At 70.1% G+C, this 15,086-nt stretch carries 13 protein-coding genes; 7 read left to right on the top strand and 6 right to left on the bottom strand.

Annotated features, from left to right (window positions below; genetic code table 11):
* Window positions 1–9 precede the first annotated feature (9 nt).
* Both E2651_RS11730 and E2651_RS11725 read left to right on the top strand, forming a co-directional pair.
* The gene (locus E2651_RS11730) at window positions 10–423 is read left to right on the top strand and encodes a DUF742 domain-containing protein (protein WP_135331022.1); all 414 of its coding nucleotides are present in this window, start codon (window positions 10–12) and stop codon (window positions 421–423) included.
* Entirely contained in the window at window positions 404–1,009 is a 606-nt protein-coding gene (locus E2651_RS11725; RefSeq protein ID WP_135331021.1) for an ATP/GTP-binding protein, read from the top strand. Before E2651_RS11730 ends, E2651_RS11725 begins: the two co-directional genes overlap by 20 nt.
* Window positions 1,010–1,031: 22 nt before the next feature.
* On the opposite strand, the gene E2651_RS11720 is transcribed toward E2651_RS11725, so the two are convergent.
* The gene (locus E2651_RS11720) at window positions 1,032–1,460 is read right to left on the bottom strand and encodes a PPOX class F420-dependent oxidoreductase (protein ID WP_135331020.1); all 429 of its coding nucleotides are present in this window, start codon (window positions 1,458–1,460) and stop codon (window positions 1,032–1,034) included.
* A gap of 92 nt (window positions 1,461–1,552) precedes the next feature.
* On the opposite strand from E2651_RS11720, the gene E2651_RS11715 reads away from it, so the two are divergent.
* A complete protein-coding gene (locus E2651_RS11715; RefSeq protein ID WP_135331019.1) occupies window positions 1,553–1,969 on the top strand; it encodes a roadblock/LC7 domain-containing protein in 417 nt (138 codons plus the stop codon).
* Between the two features lie 110 nt (window positions 1,970–2,079).
* The gene (locus E2651_RS11710) at window positions 2,080–3,027 is read left to right on the top strand and encodes a DUF6397 family protein (protein WP_167828768.1); all 948 of its coding nucleotides are present in this window, start codon (window positions 2,080–2,082) and stop codon (window positions 3,025–3,027) included.
* Window positions 3,028–3,070: 43 nt separating this feature from the next.
* On the opposite strand, the gene E2651_RS11705 is transcribed toward E2651_RS11710, so the two are convergent.
* Window positions 3,071–3,568, bottom strand: a complete 498-nt coding sequence (locus E2651_RS11705; protein WP_135331046.1) for a tetratricopeptide repeat protein — start codon at window positions 3,566–3,568, stop codon at window positions 3,071–3,073.
* Between the two features lie 187 nt (window positions 3,569–3,755).
* Here E2651_RS11705 and E2651_RS11700 point away from each other — a divergent pair, with 187 nt between their 5' ends.
* Window positions 3,756–6,020, top strand: a complete 2,265-nt coding sequence (locus E2651_RS11700) for an MMPL family transporter (protein WP_135331018.1) — start codon at window positions 3,756–3,758, stop codon at window positions 6,018–6,020.
* Between the two features lie 9 nt (window positions 6,021–6,029).
* Here E2651_RS11700 and E2651_RS11695 read toward each other — a convergent pair whose 3' ends face one another.
* Both E2651_RS11695 and E2651_RS11690 read right to left on the bottom strand, forming a co-directional pair.
* Window positions 6,030–6,935 carry an acyl-CoA thioesterase II gene (locus E2651_RS11695; RefSeq protein WP_135331017.1) on the bottom strand — a complete coding sequence of 302 codons (906 nt, stop codon included), beginning with the start codon at window positions 6,933–6,935 and terminating at the stop codon, window positions 6,030–6,032.
* A 40-nt stretch (window positions 6,936–6,975) separates the two neighbouring features.
* Window positions 6,976–9,549 carry a DEAD/DEAH box helicase gene (locus tag E2651_RS11690; protein ID WP_209446120.1) on the bottom strand — a complete coding sequence of 858 codons (2,574 nt, stop codon included), beginning with the start codon at window positions 9,547–9,549 and terminating at the stop codon, window positions 6,976–6,978.
* Window positions 9,550–9,610: 61 nt separating this feature from the next.
* Here E2651_RS11690 and E2651_RS11685 point away from each other — a divergent pair, with 61 nt between their 5' ends.
* Window positions 9,611–10,405 carry a metal-dependent hydrolase gene (locus E2651_RS11685; RefSeq protein ID WP_135331016.1) on the top strand — a complete coding sequence of 265 codons (795 nt, stop codon included), beginning with the start codon at window positions 9,611–9,613 and terminating at the stop codon, window positions 10,403–10,405.
* A 166-nt stretch (window positions 10,406–10,571) separates the two neighbouring features.
* Here E2651_RS11685 and E2651_RS11680 read toward each other — a convergent pair whose 3' ends face one another.
* Window positions 10,572–12,353, bottom strand: coding sequence for an ABC transporter ATP-binding protein (locus E2651_RS11680; protein ID WP_135331015.1), 1,782 nt, complete (start codon window positions 12,351–12,353; stop codon window positions 10,572–10,574).
* Window positions 12,350–14,227: an ABC transporter ATP-binding protein gene (locus tag E2651_RS11675; RefSeq protein ID WP_135331014.1), complete on the bottom strand. Its 1,878-nt coding sequence runs from the start codon at window positions 14,225–14,227 to the stop codon at window positions 12,350–12,352. The genes E2651_RS11680 and E2651_RS11675 overlap by 4 nt, the downstream gene beginning before the upstream one ends.
* Window positions 14,228–14,533: 306 nt before the next feature.
* Here E2651_RS11675 and E2651_RS11670 point away from each other — a divergent pair.
* A partial coding sequence (locus E2651_RS11670) for a hypothetical protein (protein ID WP_135331013.1) occupies window positions 14,534–15,086 on the top strand: 553 nt, incomplete at its 3' end.

The raw sequence follows: 15,086 nt of genomic DNA, 5'->3' as shown, positions 1-15,086 counted from the left end.
TCGACGCAGATGAGCGAGGACAGCGGAGGCACCCCGCGCGACGCGGGCAGCCAGTGGTACGACAACGAGGCCGGACCCCTGGTCCGCCCCTACGCGATGACCGGCGGGCGGACCAAACCGGGTCCCACGGGAGTGCGCTTCGACCTGATCGCGCTCGTCACGCTGGACGACAATGCGCCGGCCCCCGGGGACGACACCGCGCTCGGTCCCGAACACCGGGCGCTCATCGAACTGTGCCGCACCGAGACCCAGTCGGTCGCCGAACTGGCGGCCGGGGCCGATCTTCCCGTGGGCGTGGTCCGGGTACTGCTCGGCGACCTTCTGGAGATGGGCTGTGTGAAGGTGAGCCGACCCGTGCCGCCCGCACAGCTACCCGACGAAAAGATTCTGCGAGAGGTGATCGATGGGCTCCGAGCGCTCTGACGCCACGGGCGGGGACACGACCGCCATGGCGCTGAAGATTCTGGTCGCCGGCGGCTTCGGGGTGGGCAAGACCACCCTGGTCGGCGCGGTCAGCGAGATCCGCCCGCTGCGCACCGAGGAACTGCTCAGCGAGGCGGGCCAGTCGGTGGACGACACCGGCGGCGTCGACCGCAAGACCACGACGACCGTCGCCATGGACTTCGGCCGTATCACCATCAGGTCCGGCCTGTCGCTCTACCTCTTCGGGACGCCCGGGCAGGACCGCTTCTGGTTCCTGTGGGACGAGTTGTCACAGGGCGCGCTCGGTGCCGTCGTCCTCGCGGACACCCGACGGCTCGAGGACTGCTTCCCCGCCGTCGACTACTTCGAGCACCGGCACATCCCGTTCGTGGTGGCCGTCAACTGCTTCGCGAACGCGCGTACGTACGGTGCGCATGAAGTGTCCCGGGCCCTGGACCTCAACCGCGGAACCCCCGTGGTGCTGTGCGACGCACGGGACCGCGATTCGGGAAAGGAGGTGCTGATACGCCTGGTCGAGTACGCCGGGCGGATGTATACCGCCCGGCTGCTCGACACGGTGGGCTGACGCTTCAGGGTGGGCCGACGCCTCAGTCGGAGACGTCGCCCAGCGCGACCACCTTGTCGACCTTGGCGCGCACGAGGAGTTCACCGGGCACGCCGTTGCGCGCGCCGAACTCCTCGGCGCGGTCCTCGCCCATGTACCGGGCGCCGATCCGCGTCGCCCAGTGCCGTACCTCGTCGAGATCGCTGCGCAGCTCGGCGCGCGCCTGCAGCACCACGAACGCGAACGGCGGCCGGTCGTCGTCCACGCAGAGGGCGAGGCGCCCGTCCCGCGCCAGATTCCGCCCCTTGACGGTGTCCGCCCCAGTGTTGAACACCAGATGGTCCCCGTCCAAAAGGAACCAGACAGGTGCGATATGCGGGCTGCCGTCCGCCCGGACGGTCGAGAGCTTGCCGGTGCGGGTGCCGTGCGAGACGAAAGCCCGCCACTGGTCATCAGTCATCTTCTGTGCCATGTCCTCATCATGCTTGCCGGGGCGCCGATGGTGGGGAAGGCTGGAAGGTCAGTTCCCCGGCCAGGGGGAGCAGGACGCGGGGAGACGGGAACATGGGGCAGCAGAACACCGGGCTCGGCTGGTTGCTGGACGATCTGACCAAGCGAATGGAACCCGTACGGCATGCGCTGGTGCTGTCCAACGACGGCCTGGTGACAGGTGCGAGTTCGGATCTGGCGAGGGAGGACGCGGAGCACCTGGCCGCCGTCTCGTCGGGTCTGCACAGCCTGGCCAAGGGGTCTGGGCGGCACTTCCACGCCGGCAGCGTGCGCCAGACGATGATCGAGTTCGATGACGCGGTGCTCTTCGTCACCGCGGCGGGCGACGGCAGTTGCCTGTGTGTCCTCAGCTCCGCCGAGGCCGACATCGGTCAGGTCGCGTACGAGATGACCCTGCTCGTCAACCGGGTCGGCGAACACCTCGGCGTGGGAGCCCGGCAGCCGGAGCGAACACCAGTCGTGGATCTCTGACCTGCGCAAACGCTGCCGCATTCAGAGTTATCCACAGGCTCAGCGAAGATCGCGGTGATCGCGCTACGGTTTTTCCCGAGAGCGAAGACGCTTCACGGGGGAGAACCACCATGACAGGTGACACGATCACGCAATCCGCCGGCGCCACCACCACGGCGGCCGTACCGACATCGGTCGCGACAAGCCGCGCCGCGCGGGAACTGGGACTGAAACGCGGGGAGTTCGAGCTCGCCGTGATGCTGGGGCGCATCCGCACCGTCAGCGACACGGTGGGCGGGCCGCGCCGGGTCACGGTCGAGGAGATCGAGCGCGTCCGCGCCACGGAGGGCTTTCCCGAGGCGTGGATGGAGCGCATCAGAACCGTGGGGACCACGGAGGGCGCGGCGCTCATGGACATCACCACGACCCGCTTCACCCGCCTCAGCCGCGCGGGTTTCGTGACTCCGGTGAAGTTTTATGTGAACCGCTATCGGGCGGTCGTATGGCTCTATCTCGCCGAAGAGCTGAGCCAGTTCGCCGAGTCCGAGGTCAACGCCGCCCTGCTCACCGGGCGGGCGCCCGCCGCGATCCGTGCCCAGCTCGAAGCGGGAGTGGACGTACGGGCGCGCAACTGGCGGGGCCGCCACGCGGGATCGCTGCTGCGCCGGTCCGACGATCCCTGGGAGCGCGCCGCGGCCGTGGCCTCGCTGCTGGATCCGGTGCAGATCGCCGAGCTCATCAAGGATCCGTACGAACGGGCCTATCTGAACAGGCTCATGCCCGACCCCTTCACCCGCGGCACGGCCGAGTCACCTGCGGCGCGGATCATCCAGAAGATCACTACCGCCGACGATCCTGACGAGATCCGCTGGCTGCGGGCGAACCTCACGATCGGCCTCTCCCAGGCCCGCAGGGAGCGCCCGGCGCCACGCCCGGCGCCACGCCCCGCACCGCGTCCCTCGCCGGACGCGCAGCAGGAGCACACGGCGCCACCGGCGGAGCAACCCGACGACGAGACCGAGGAACGGGTGCCAGAGCCACGCGGCCTGCTGAAGTGGCTGCGGCGCAGAGGGGGCTGACCGGGCCGACGAGAGAGGGAGGGCCGGCCTGCGGGCGGCCGCACTACATCGTCGCGTCGAGGTCCTTGGCGTAGTGCTCGATCGCGGGCCGGTAGCCGGCGATGTCCGGGTCCTTGCTCGTGGTGGCGAGCAGGGTCAGCAGGATCTCCATGGCCTCATGGGTCCGGTCGGCGTTGTAGAGGGCCATGGCCAGAAACGTCTTGAGCGCGCCGTCGTCGGGGAATTCCGCCGCCGCGTCGCTCAGGGTCGTAACGGCTTCGGGATAGCGGCCGAGGACGCGGTACGTGCTGCCCAGGCCGAGGAGCGCTCCCCGGCGGTCGTTCGGAGAAAGGCCTGGGCCCTCGACCGCGCGTACGTAGTGCGGCACCGCCTCGGCCTCCAGGCCGAGTGCGTCGTGCACCCACGCGGTCTGATACGCCACCTCCGGGTCCAGGGGGAACTGCTCGCACAGAGCGAGCAGCCGCTCCCGTGCCTCCTCGCGGTGGCCGTCCTCGCGCAGCCGAACGGCCTCGGCAAGCAGGCGGTCGCGGTGCCCCGTCATGTCCTCGTCCCTGGTCAATGCCCCATCCCTTCCTCTGCCGAATCCCTACGGTAGGCCCGTCCCGCCGGCCGACTGACCGGCCTGCCCGGACGAGCTCCCGCAAACGTCACCCGTTTCCCCGCCCCTGGGTGCCGAGAGCACTGCCGTTGCGTTGAATCCGAAGTGACCTATGCCTACGGGAGCAAACATGTCTGTGTCACCTGGGCCGCGTGAGCCACGGCCGAGCGGCTCGTCGCGACAGCGAGGCTTGCTCCGGCGGGTCGGGCAGTGGTGCGCCCGCCACTGCGTGATCGTCATTGTGGCGTGGCTGGCCGCTCTGGTCGGGCTGCAGGTCCTGAACCACGCCTACGGGGGTGAGTACTCCGACAACTTCTCCCTTCCCGACACCCAGTCGCAGAAGGGCCTCGACGTCCTCAAGGCACACGAGCCCGCGGCCGGCGGCTACAGCGCCCAGGTCGTACTGCACGACTCGGACAAGCCCCTCAGCGATGAGAGTGACCAGGTCAGCTCTGCCGTCAGCAGCCTGCAGAAGCTGCCTCACGTGCTGTCCGCGCAGAGTCCGCTGCCCGCGCAGCAGCAGCCCGCGGGCACGCCGAACGTCGGGCCACTGTCCTCCGACGGCAAGACCGGTTACATCACCGTCCGCTTCGACGTGCAGCCCTCCACCCTCGGCGACGACTATCTGGACGGCGTCGACAAGGCGGTGCAGCCGTTGCGGTCCGCCGGTGTGGAGGTGGAGTACGGAGGTCCGCTGGGCGAGCTGGCCCGGCCGGAGCCGGACGACCGGTCGAGCGAGGCCATCGGATTCGGTGTGGCGATCGTGGTCCTGCTGATCGGGTTCGGCAGTGTGCTCGCGGCGCTGCTGCCTCTGGTGACGGCGCTGATCAGCGCGGTCTGCGGCCTTGCCGGCCTGGGCCTGCTGGCGGCCGCGTTCACCTTCGCCACGGTGTCGCCGACGCTGGCCACGATGATCGGTCTCGGCGTCGGGATCGACTACGCCCTCTTCCTGGTCACCCGCCACCGTCAGAATCTCCTGGGCCAGGATCCGTTCGCGGCGGCGGGGCACGCGACGGCGACCAGCGGCCGGGCGGTACTGGTCTCCGGCTGCACAGTGATCATCGCTCTGTCCGGCCTGTGGGTCTCCGGGATCTCGTTCATCGGCAAGCTGGGCCTGGCCGCCGCGGTCACCGTCGTCACGGCGGTGCTCGGCGCGCTGACGCTCGTGCCGGCGCTGCTGGGACTGATCGGGCGGCGGATCGACAAGCTCCGGGTGCGGGCCCCGACCGCCGAGACGAACACCGCGACGGGTGCGGCATCCGAGGGCGGCTGGCACCGCTACGCACAGCGCGTGGAGCGACGGCCCTGGTGGTTCCTCGTTTCAGGCGCCGTCGTGCTGGCCGTCCTGTCGATTCCGGTCTTCTTCATCCAGCTCGGGCACATCGGTGACGGGGCGGACCCGAAGTCCTTCACCGACCGGCGCGCCTTTGACCTGATGTCCTCCGCCTTCGGACCCGGTTCGAACGGGCCGCTGACCCTCGTCATCGACCAGAGCGACGTGCCCCAGTCAGACAGGGCGGCACTGGAGACCCAGGCGCAGAAGGCCCTCACCGGTGTACCCGACGCGGCCGTCATCACCCCGCTCGAGGCCACGTCGGACGGCGACGTCCTGATCTCCACGGCCTACTCCGTGGCCGCTCCGCAGGACGAGCGGACCACAGAGCTGCACGAGCACCTGAGCGACGACGTGCTGCCGCAGGCGGTGTCCGGGACGAAGGCGAGTACGTACGTCACGGGGACAACCGCCGCGCAGGCCGACTTCCTGGAGATCGTCTCCAAGAAGCTGCCACTGATCATCGCGGTGGTCGTGGCCCTGGCCTTCCTCGTCATCCTCGTCGTCTTCCGCGGGCTGCTCGTCGCGGTCAAGGCCGCGGTGCTCAACGTGCTGTCGATCGCGGCCTCGTACGGCTTCGTGGTCGCAGTCTTCCAATGGGGGTGGGGCGGGCCGGCGCTCGGGGTCTCGGGGAAGGTACCGATCGAGAGCTACGTACCGATGATGATGTTCGCCATCGTCTTCGGACTGAGCATGGACTACGAGATCTTCCTCCTGTCCCGGGTCCACGAGGCGTGGCTGCGCACCAAGGACGCGAAGGCGAGCGTCGCCCACGCCCTGGAGATCACCGCACGGGTCATCACCTGTGCCGCACTGATCATGGTGAGTGTCTTCGCCGCGTTCATCATCAGCGACAACATCGTGGTGAAGATGCTCGGGCTCGGCCTCGCGGCCAGTGTGCTCATCGATGCCACCGTGGTCCGCCTGTTGCTGGTGCCCGCGGTCATGACGCTCCTCGGCAAGTCCGCCTGGTGGGCGCCTCGTTGGCTGGACCGGCTGCTCCCGCACATCGATGCCGAGGGAGAGAGCCAGACTTCCGAACCGGGCAAGAGACCGGGCTGACGCGACCGCTTACGAACCCGTCGGCGGGCGACCGTCCATGTGCCGCTCCCCGTAAGGCCGGAAGAGGCCTTCCTGGACGACCGAGACCAGCAGCCTGCCCTCGATGTCGTAGATGCGGCCGCGAGCAAGACCACGGCCGCCCGTCGCGATGGGGGACTCCTGGTCGTACAGGAACCACTCGTCGGCACGGAAGGGCCGATGGAACCACATGGCGTGGTCGAGCGAGGCCATGTCGAAGCCCCGCGGGCCCCACAGGGGCTCCACCGGGATGCGGACGGCGTCCAGGAGCGTCATGTCGCTCGCGTACGTCAGCGCGCAGGTGTGGACGAGCGGATCGTCGCCCAGCGGGCCGACCGCCCGCATCCACACGGCGCTGCGCGGCTCGGCGTCCTTGATCTCCTCGGCGGTCCAGCGCAGCCGGTCCACATAGCGGATGTCGAAGGGTTGACGCCTGGCCATGCGCTCCAACTGCTCCGGAAGCGCGCCCAGATGTTCCTTGATCTCTTCGACGACCGTCGGCAGCGACTCCGGGTCGGGAGCCGAGATGCGCGGCGGCAGCTGGTGCTCGAAAGCGCCCTCCTCGGGCTGATGGAAGGAAGCGGTGAGATTGAAGATGGTGCGTCCCTGCTGGATCGCGGTGACGCGGCGCGTGGTGAAGGAGCGCCCGTCCCGCACCCGCTCGACCTGGTACACGATCGGCACCCCCGGGCGGCCCGGCCGCAGGAAGTACGCGTGCAGCGAGTGCACCGGACGCTCGCCCTCGGTGGTGCGCCCCGCTGCCACCAGGGCCTGCCCGGCGACCTGCCCGCCGAACACCCGCTGCAAGGACTCCTGCGGGCTGCGGCCACGGAAGATGTTGACCTCGATCTGCTCCAGGTCCAGCAGATCGACGAGCCGGTCGGCGGGATTGTTCATGACGGTTCCTCGACTCCTGTCTGAGGGGTGCTCGGGGTGGTCAGAGCTGGCCGACGTCGGTGACCCGGACGACGGCACGGCCTTCCTCGTCGGACGCCGCGAGATCGACTTCCGCGCTGATACCCCAGTCATGGTCGCCGTTCGGGTCGGCGAACGTCTGCCGGACGCGCCACAGACCGTGCTCGGGATCCTCCTCGATGAGCAACAGCTTGGGGCCGCGCGCGTCGGGGCCGGTGCCGAGATCTTCGTACTCGTCCCAGTACTTGTCCATGGCCTCGCCCCAGGCGTCCGCGTCCCAGCCGGATTCGCCGTCAAGATCGCCCAGCTCCTCGACGTGGTCGAGGGCGGCCAGTTCGACCCTGCGGAACAGCGCGTTGCGCACCAGGACGCGGAAGGCGCGGGCGTTGGCCGTGACCGGCTTGACCTGGTCGGCCTTCTCCTGGGCCTCCTCGGCCGTCATGACCTCGGGGTTGGCCAGTTGCTCCCACTCGTCGAGGAGGCTGGAGTCGACCTGCCGGACCATCTCGCCCAGCCAGGCGATCAGGTCCTCCAGGTCCTCGGACTTCAGGTCGTCCGGGATCGTGTGCTCGAGCGCCTTGTACGCGCCCGCCAGGTAGCGCAGGACGATGCCTTCGGTACGGGCCAGTTCGTAGAACGACGTGAACTCGGTGAAGGACAGCGCCCGTTCGTACATGTCACGGATGACGGACTTCGGGGAGAGCGGGTGGTCGCCGACCCACGGGTGGCTCGTCCGGTAGGTGTTGTACGCGTGGAAGAGGAGCTCCTCCAGGGGCTTCGGGTACGTGATGTCCTGGAGCCGCTCCATGCGGTCCTCGTACTCGACGCCGTCCGCCTTCATCAGGGCCACGGCCTCGCCGCGGGCCTTGTTCTGCTGGGCGGCCAGGATCTGGCGCGGGTCGTCGAGGGTGGACTCGACGACGGAGACCATGTCGAGCGCGTACGAAGGGGACTCCTTGTCCAGCAGGTCGAACGCGGCCAGGGCGAACGTCGACAGCGGCTGGTTCAGCGCGAAGTCCTGCTGCAGATCCACCGTCAGGCGCACGATGCGGCCCGTGGCGTCCGGCTCGTCGAGCTTCTCGACGACGCCGCCGGCGAGCAGCGAACGGTAGATGGCGATCGCCCTGCGGATGTGCCGAAGCTGCTGCTTGCGCGGCTCGTGGTTGTCCTCGAGGAGACGGCGCATCGCCTCGAAGGCGTTGCCCGGCCGGGCGATCACCGCGAGGAGCATGGTGTGCGTGACGCGGAAGCGGGAGGTCAGTGGCTCCGGATCGGAGGCGATGAGCTTTTCGAAGGTTCCTTCGGCCCACCCCACGAAGCCCTCGGGGGCCTTCTTGCGCACGACCTTGCGGCGCTTCTTCGGGTCGTCGCCCGCCTTGTTGAGCGCCTTCTCGTTCTCGATCACGTGCTCGGGCGCCTGCGCCACGACCAGGCCCGCGGTGTCGAAGCCCGCGCGCCCGGCGCGCCCGGCGATCTGGTGGAACTCCCGCGCGCGCAGCGTGCGTACGCGCGTGCCGTCGTACTTGGTCAGCGCGGTGAACAGCACCGTGCGGATCGGGACGTTGACGCCGACGCCCAGCGTGTCGGTGCCGCAGATGACCTTCAGGAGGCCTGCCTGCGCCAGCTTCTCCACGAGCCGTCGGTACTTGGGGAGCATGCCCGCGTGGTGCACGCCGATCCCGTGGCGGACGTAGCGCGAGAGGTTGCGGCCGAACTTGGTGGTGAAGCGGAAGTTGCCGATCAGGTCGGCGATCTTGTCCTTCTCCTCGCGGGTGCACATGTTGATGCTCATCAGCGACTGCGCGCGCTCGACGGCCTGCGCCTGCGTGAAGTGCACGATGTAGACCGGCGCCTGCTTGGTCTCCAGGAGCTCGGTGAGCGTCTCCGTGATGGGCGTGAGCCGGTACTCGTACGAGAGCGGGACGGGGCGCGTCGCGGAGCGGACGACGGAGGTGGGGCGTCCGGTGCGACGGGTGAGGTCCTTCTCGAACATCGAGACGTCGCCGAGCGTCGCGGACATCAGGATGAACTGCGCCTGCGGCAGTTCCAGGATCGGGATCTGCCAGGCCCAGCCGCGGTCGGCCTCCGCGTAGAAGTGGAACTCGTCCATCACGACCTGGCCGATGTCGGCGTCCTTGCCGTCGCGCAGTGCGATCGAGGCGAGGACCTCGGCCGTGCAGCAGATGACGGGCGCGTCGGAGTTCACGGACGCGTCGCCGGTCAGCATGCCGACGTTCTCGGTGCCGAAGAGCTTGCAGAGGTCGAAGAACTTCTCCGACACCAGCGCCTTGATCGGAGCCGTGTAGAAGGTGACCTTGTCCTGGGCCAGCGCCGTGAAGTGGGCGCCCGCCGCGACCAGGCTCTTTCCGGAGCCGGTCGGGGTCGACAAGATCACGTTGGCTCCGGAGACCACCTCGATCAGCGCCTCCTCCTGAGCCGGATAGAGAGTGATCCCCTGGTCCTCGGCCCACGAGGAGAAGGCTTCGAAGAGGGCATCGGGGTCGGCATCCGGCGGCAGCTGATCAATAAGGGTCACACCCCCATCTTGCCCTCCTTCGCACTCGATCAGGGAACCGGAGGTCCGTACGAAGATCACGAACGCTACGCTGTGTCGCCAACGGGGCGTCAGCACAACGGAAATGGGGCGGGGAACAGTAATGATGGGACCGGCACACTCACTGTCGGGGGCGGCGGCCTGGCTCGGCGTCGGCGCGGCCGCGGCGGCCGCGGGGCACACGATGCCCTGGCCGGTCCTCCTCGTCGGGGCCCTGATCTGCGCGGGGGCGGCGCTCGCACCGGACCTCGACCACAAGTCGGCGACCATCTCGAGAGCCTTCGGGCCGGTCTCCAAAGGCCTGTGCGAGATCGTCGACAAGCTCTCGGCCGCCGTCTACAAGGCGACGCGGAAGCAGGGCGACCCGCGCCGCGCGGGCGGGCACCGAACCCTCACGCACACCTGGCTGTGGGCGGTGCTGATCGGTGCCGGCACCGCGGCCCTGGCCATCTTCGGCGGTCGCTGGGCGGTCCTCGCGATCCTCTTCGTGCACATGGTGCTCGCCATCGAGGGCCTGCTGTGGCGGGCCGCCCGTGGATCCAGCAGCGATGTGCTGGTGTGGCTCCTTGCCGCGACCAGCGCCTGGATCCTCGCCGGGGTGCTGGACAAGCCGGGCAACGGCGCCGACTGGCTGTTCACGGCACCGGGCCAGGAATATCTGTGGCTGGGCCTGCCGATCGTGCTCGGTGCGCTGGTGCACGACATCGGGGACGCCCTCACCGTCTCCGGCTGCCCGATCCTGTGGCCCATCCCCATCGGCCGCAAGCGCTGGTACCCGATCGGGCCGCCGAAGATGATGCGGTTCCGGGCGGGCAGCTGGATCGAGCTGAAGGTCCTGATGCCGGTGTTCATGCTGCTCGGGGGAGTGGGCGGCGCGGCCGCGCTCAACTTCATCTGAGAAGGGGGATCGGCTGAGAAGGGGGATCGGCTGAGAACGGGGATCGGCTCGGGCGCAGCGCGCGGCGGGCGTGTAGGACACGGCTGACCCACCCCCCCCGCGGGCCGCTCGCACGCCGCCCGCAGGGAGGGCACCCTCGCGCCCGGCTCACCCGTGCGCGCCCGGCTCACCCGTGCCACGACCTCCACAATGCCGCGTACGCGCCGTCCGCGGTCACCAGTTCGTCGTGGCTGCCCAGTTCGCTGATCCGGCCGTTCTCGACCACCGCGATGACGTCCGCGTCGTGCGCGGTGTGCAGCCGGTGGGCGATCGCCACGACCGTGCGGCCGTCCAGGACGCGGGCCAAGGAGCGCTCCAAGTGGCGTGCCGCGCGCGGGTCGAGGAGGGAGGTCGCCTCGTCGAGGACCAGCGTGTGCGGGTCGGCGAGGACCAGGCGGGCCAGTGCGATCTGCTGGGCCTGCGCCGGGGTCAGGGCGAAGCCGCCCGAGCCGACCTCGGTGTCCAGGCCCTCGTCAAGGGCTCGTGCCCAGCCGTCCGCGTCGACCGCGCCGAGCGCCGCCCACAGTTCGGCGTCCCGCGCCCCGGTCCTGGCGAGCAGAAGGTTGTCGCGCAGGGAGCCCACGAAGACGTGGTGCTCCTGGTTGACCAGCGCCACATGCGCCCGCACCGCTTCCGCGGGCATGTCCGACAGCTCGGCGCCGCCCAGGGTGACCCGGCCGTCGCGCGGCGCGTAGATCCCGGCCAGCAGCCTGCCAAGCGTGGACTTGCCCGCGCCGGACGGGCCGACGAGTGCGACGCGCGAGCCCGGCTCGACGGCGAGCGACACCTCCCGCAGTACGTCGACGCCCGCCCGGTAGCCGAAGTGCACGTCGTCCGCGAGCACGTCACGCCCGTCAGGAGCCACCGAGGAGTCGCCCGCGTCCGGTTCGATGTCCCGCACGCCGACGAGCCGGGCCAGCGAGACCTGGGCGACCTGCAGCTCGTCGTACCACCGGAGGATGATCCCCAGCGGATCGACGAGCATCTGCGCGATCAGCGCGCCCGTGGCCAGCTGCCCGACGCTGATCCAGCCCTGCAGGGTGAACGCGCCGCCGATCATCAGCACCGAGCACAGCACGATGGTGTGCGTGAAGGTGATGACCGGGAAGAGGACGGAGCGCAGGTAGAGCGTGTGCCGTTCCCACGCGGTCCACTCCTTGATGCGGCGTTCCGACAGCTCGACCCGGCGCTCCCCGAGCCGGTGCGCCTCCACGGTCCGGCCCGCGTCGATGGTCTCGGCGAGGGCGGCGGCGACGGCGGCGTACCCGGCGGCCTCCGAGCGGTAGGCGGACGGCGCCCGCTTGAAGTACCAGCGGCAGCCCACCACCAGCAGCGGCACCGCGAGAAGCACGGCGGGCGCCAGCGGCGGCGCCGTCACGGTGAGCCCCGCGATCAGCAGCACGATCCACACCACACCGATCGCGAGCTGCGGCACCGCCTCCCGCATGGCGTTCGCGAGGCGGTCGATGTCCGTGGTGATCCGCGAGAGCAGGTCACCGGTTCCGGCCCGCTCGAGCACACCGGGCGGCAGCCCGACCGACCGCACGAGGAAGTCCTCCCGCAGATCGGCCAGCATCCGTTCACCGAGCATGGCGCCGCGCAGCCGCACCTGGTGGACGAAGAAGGCCTGGATGACGAGGGCCAGGGTGAACAGGCCGATGGTGCGCTCGAGATGGAGATCGCGGGCACTGTCGGAGACGCTTTCGACGAGATCGCCGAGTACGTAGGGGCCGACCAACGAGGCGACCACGGCCAGGGTGTTGACGGTGACCAGGGCGACGAACGCCCGGCGGTGCCGCCGCAGCAGCTCGCGGACGTACGCCCCCACGGTCGCCGGCGCGCCGACGGGCAGGGTCTCCGCGGTCGTCGGTGCCGCCGGGTCGTACTCCGGTGGCGCCAGGCCGATCATGCCGTCTCCTCGATGTCGATGTCGCAGTCGTGGTTGGTGATGAGTGCCGGGGCCAGCTCGTCGTCCGTCTCGCGCGTGACGACCGCGCGGTAGCGGGGCTCGCTGTGCACCAGCTCGCGGTGCTCGCCCACCGCCGCGACCTCGCCCTCGTACAGGAAGACGACGCGCTCGGCCCGGTCGAGGAGCAGCGGCGACGAGGTCAGGACCACGGTCGTGCGCCCCCGGCGCAGCTCCCTGATGCCGTCGGCGACCCGCGCCTCGGTGTGCGAGTCGACGGCGGACGTAGGCTCGTCGAGGACGAGGACGCCCGCATCGGTGACCAACGAGCGGGCCAGCGCGAGCCGTTGCCGCTGCCCGCCGGACAGGGAACGCCCGCGCTCCGTGACATGCGCGTCCAGCGGCGCCTTGTCCACCGAGGTCTGCGCCAGGGCGTCAAGGACGTCGGAGCACTGCGCTGCCGTCAGAGCCTCCTCGGCGCTCACCGCTCCCGAAGCGGGGACGTCGAGGAGCCCGCGGAGGGTCCCGGAGAGCAGCACCGGGTCCTTGTCCTGGACGAGGACGGCGGTGCGGGCGGCGGCCAGCGGCACGGCGTCGAGCGCCACCCCGCCGAGCAGCACCGACGGCAGCTCCTCCGCGCCGTCGAACGCGGCGTGCCCGCCGAGCCGTTCCGCGAGCCGTCCCGCCTCGTCCGGGTCACCGCACACGACGGCGGTGAGCCGGCCCGCGGGCGCGAGCAGCCCGGTCGCCGGGTCGTAGAGGTCACCGGCAGGCGTTTCCGTTTCGACGTCCACGTCGCCGTCCACCTCGACGTCCACGTCGCCGTCCACCTCGCCGTCCACGTCGCCGTCCACGTCGCCGTCCGGTCCGCCGGGGTGCGTCACGCGCTCCAGGGCGAGCACGCGGGCGGCGCGCTTGGCCGAGGGGCGCGAGAAGCTGTAGGCCATCGCGATCTCCTCGAAGTGCCGCAGGGGGTAGGTCAGCATCGTGATCGCGCTGTAGACGGTGACCAGTTCACCGATGGTGATCCGTCCTTCGCGGGCCAGGCTCACCCCCTGCCAGACGACCGCGACGAGCAGCAGCCCCGGAAGCAGCACCTGGACCGCCGAGATGGTCGCCCACATCCGGGCGCTGCGCACGGCGGCCGTACGTACTTCCTGCGAGGCGCGGCGGTAGCGGTCGAGGAACAGTTCCTCGCCGCCGATGCCGCGCAGCACGCGCAGTCCGGCCACCGTGTCGGAGGCCAGTTCGGTCGCACGCCCGGCCTTCTCGCGCTGGTGGTCGGCCCGCCGGGTGGCGCGCGGCAGCAGCGGAAGGACGGCGAGCGCGAGCACGGGGACCCCCACCGCGACGAACACGCCGAGCGCGGGCTGGTACACGACGAGCCCGGCACAGACGAGGGCGACCGTGAGCGCGGCCGCCAGGAACCGCGAGCCCGCCTCCACGAACCAGCCGATCTTCTCGACGTCACCGGTGGACACCGCGACCACCTCACCGGCGGCGACGCGTCGCGTGAGCGCCGAGCCCAGCTGTGCGGTCCTGCGGGCGAGCAGCTGCTGGACGCGCGCGGCGGCGGTGATCCAGTTGGTGACCGCCGTGCGGTGCAGCATGGTGTCGCCCACGGCGATGGCGAGCCCGCACAGCAGCATCAGCCCGCCCGCCAGGGCGAGCCGGCTCCCGGAGCGGTCGACCACTGCCTGCACGGCCGCGCCGACCAGGTACGGGAGCACCGCGATGGAGCCGAAGTGCAGCAGCCCCCAGGCGAGCGACTTGAGTTGCCCGCCGAGCTGGTTCCGTCCGAGCCAGAGAAGGAAGCGCGGGCCCGAGCGGGCATCCGGCATGCCCGGGTCGGCGTACGGAAGATCGCGAATCTGCATGACGTCCCAGAGCTAGGAGCGGGGGACCGTCGGTTCGGCGGAGAGAGCCGGCGTGAACGGACGGCCGTGTGCGGGCGGCGGTATGGAGCGTGCGGGCGGCGGTATGAAGCCGGTATGGAGCCGGTATGGAGCCGGTATGAAGCCGGTATGAAGCCGGTGAGGCGGCGGTAACAGGCCGTGAAAGGTTCGCCTCGGACGGTGGGCCGAGGCAAACGGTTTTCTGCCGTGGAGTAAAGATTCGGCCCGTTCTCCGCGCGGGTCAGGGGCTCGGGACGGGTTCCGCGTGCCGGGTGCGACCATGGACGGATGCGTATAGCCGGTGCGGTGCGAGCGGCGGTCGCGGTCGCGGCCTGCGGTGTTCTTCTGACGTCCTGCGGAAGTTCGGACGACGGGGCGAAGGGCGCGGCGAAGAAGGACGACGGGGGCACGGGCCAGGCGAAGGGAGCGAAGGCACCCGCGACCGAGGACCTCGAGCGCATCCCCGACGTCGGCGACCGCCTCCAGGACAAGATCCCCGCGAACGCGCGACAGGTCGTCGCGGTCTACGGACAGGGCGAGGACTCGGCGAAGTCCACCGTCGTCCTGTACACGAAGTCCGGCGACACCTGGGACAAGACCCGCAGCTGGCCCGCCCACAACGGCAAGAAGGGCTGGACCACCGACCACCGCGAGAACGACAAGCGCAGCCCGGTGGGCGTCTTCACGCTCACCGACGCGGGCGGTGTGCTCGCCGATCCGGGCGCCGAATTCCCGTACACGCAAAGCACGTCGATGCAGGCCCCGCACTACTGGCCCAAGACGCACTGGCACGACTTCGACTACGTCATCGCCATCGACTACAACCGCGCCAAGGGCACCC

Origin of the sequence: Streptomyces sp. MZ04 (assembly GCF_004684775.1) — a bacterium.
Taxonomy (GTDB): domain Bacteria; phylum Actinomycetota; class Actinomycetes; order Streptomycetales; family Streptomycetaceae; genus Streptomyces.
The sequence above is the reverse complement of the archived record's forward strand: the minus strand, read 5'-3'. Positions and strand labels throughout refer to the sequence as shown.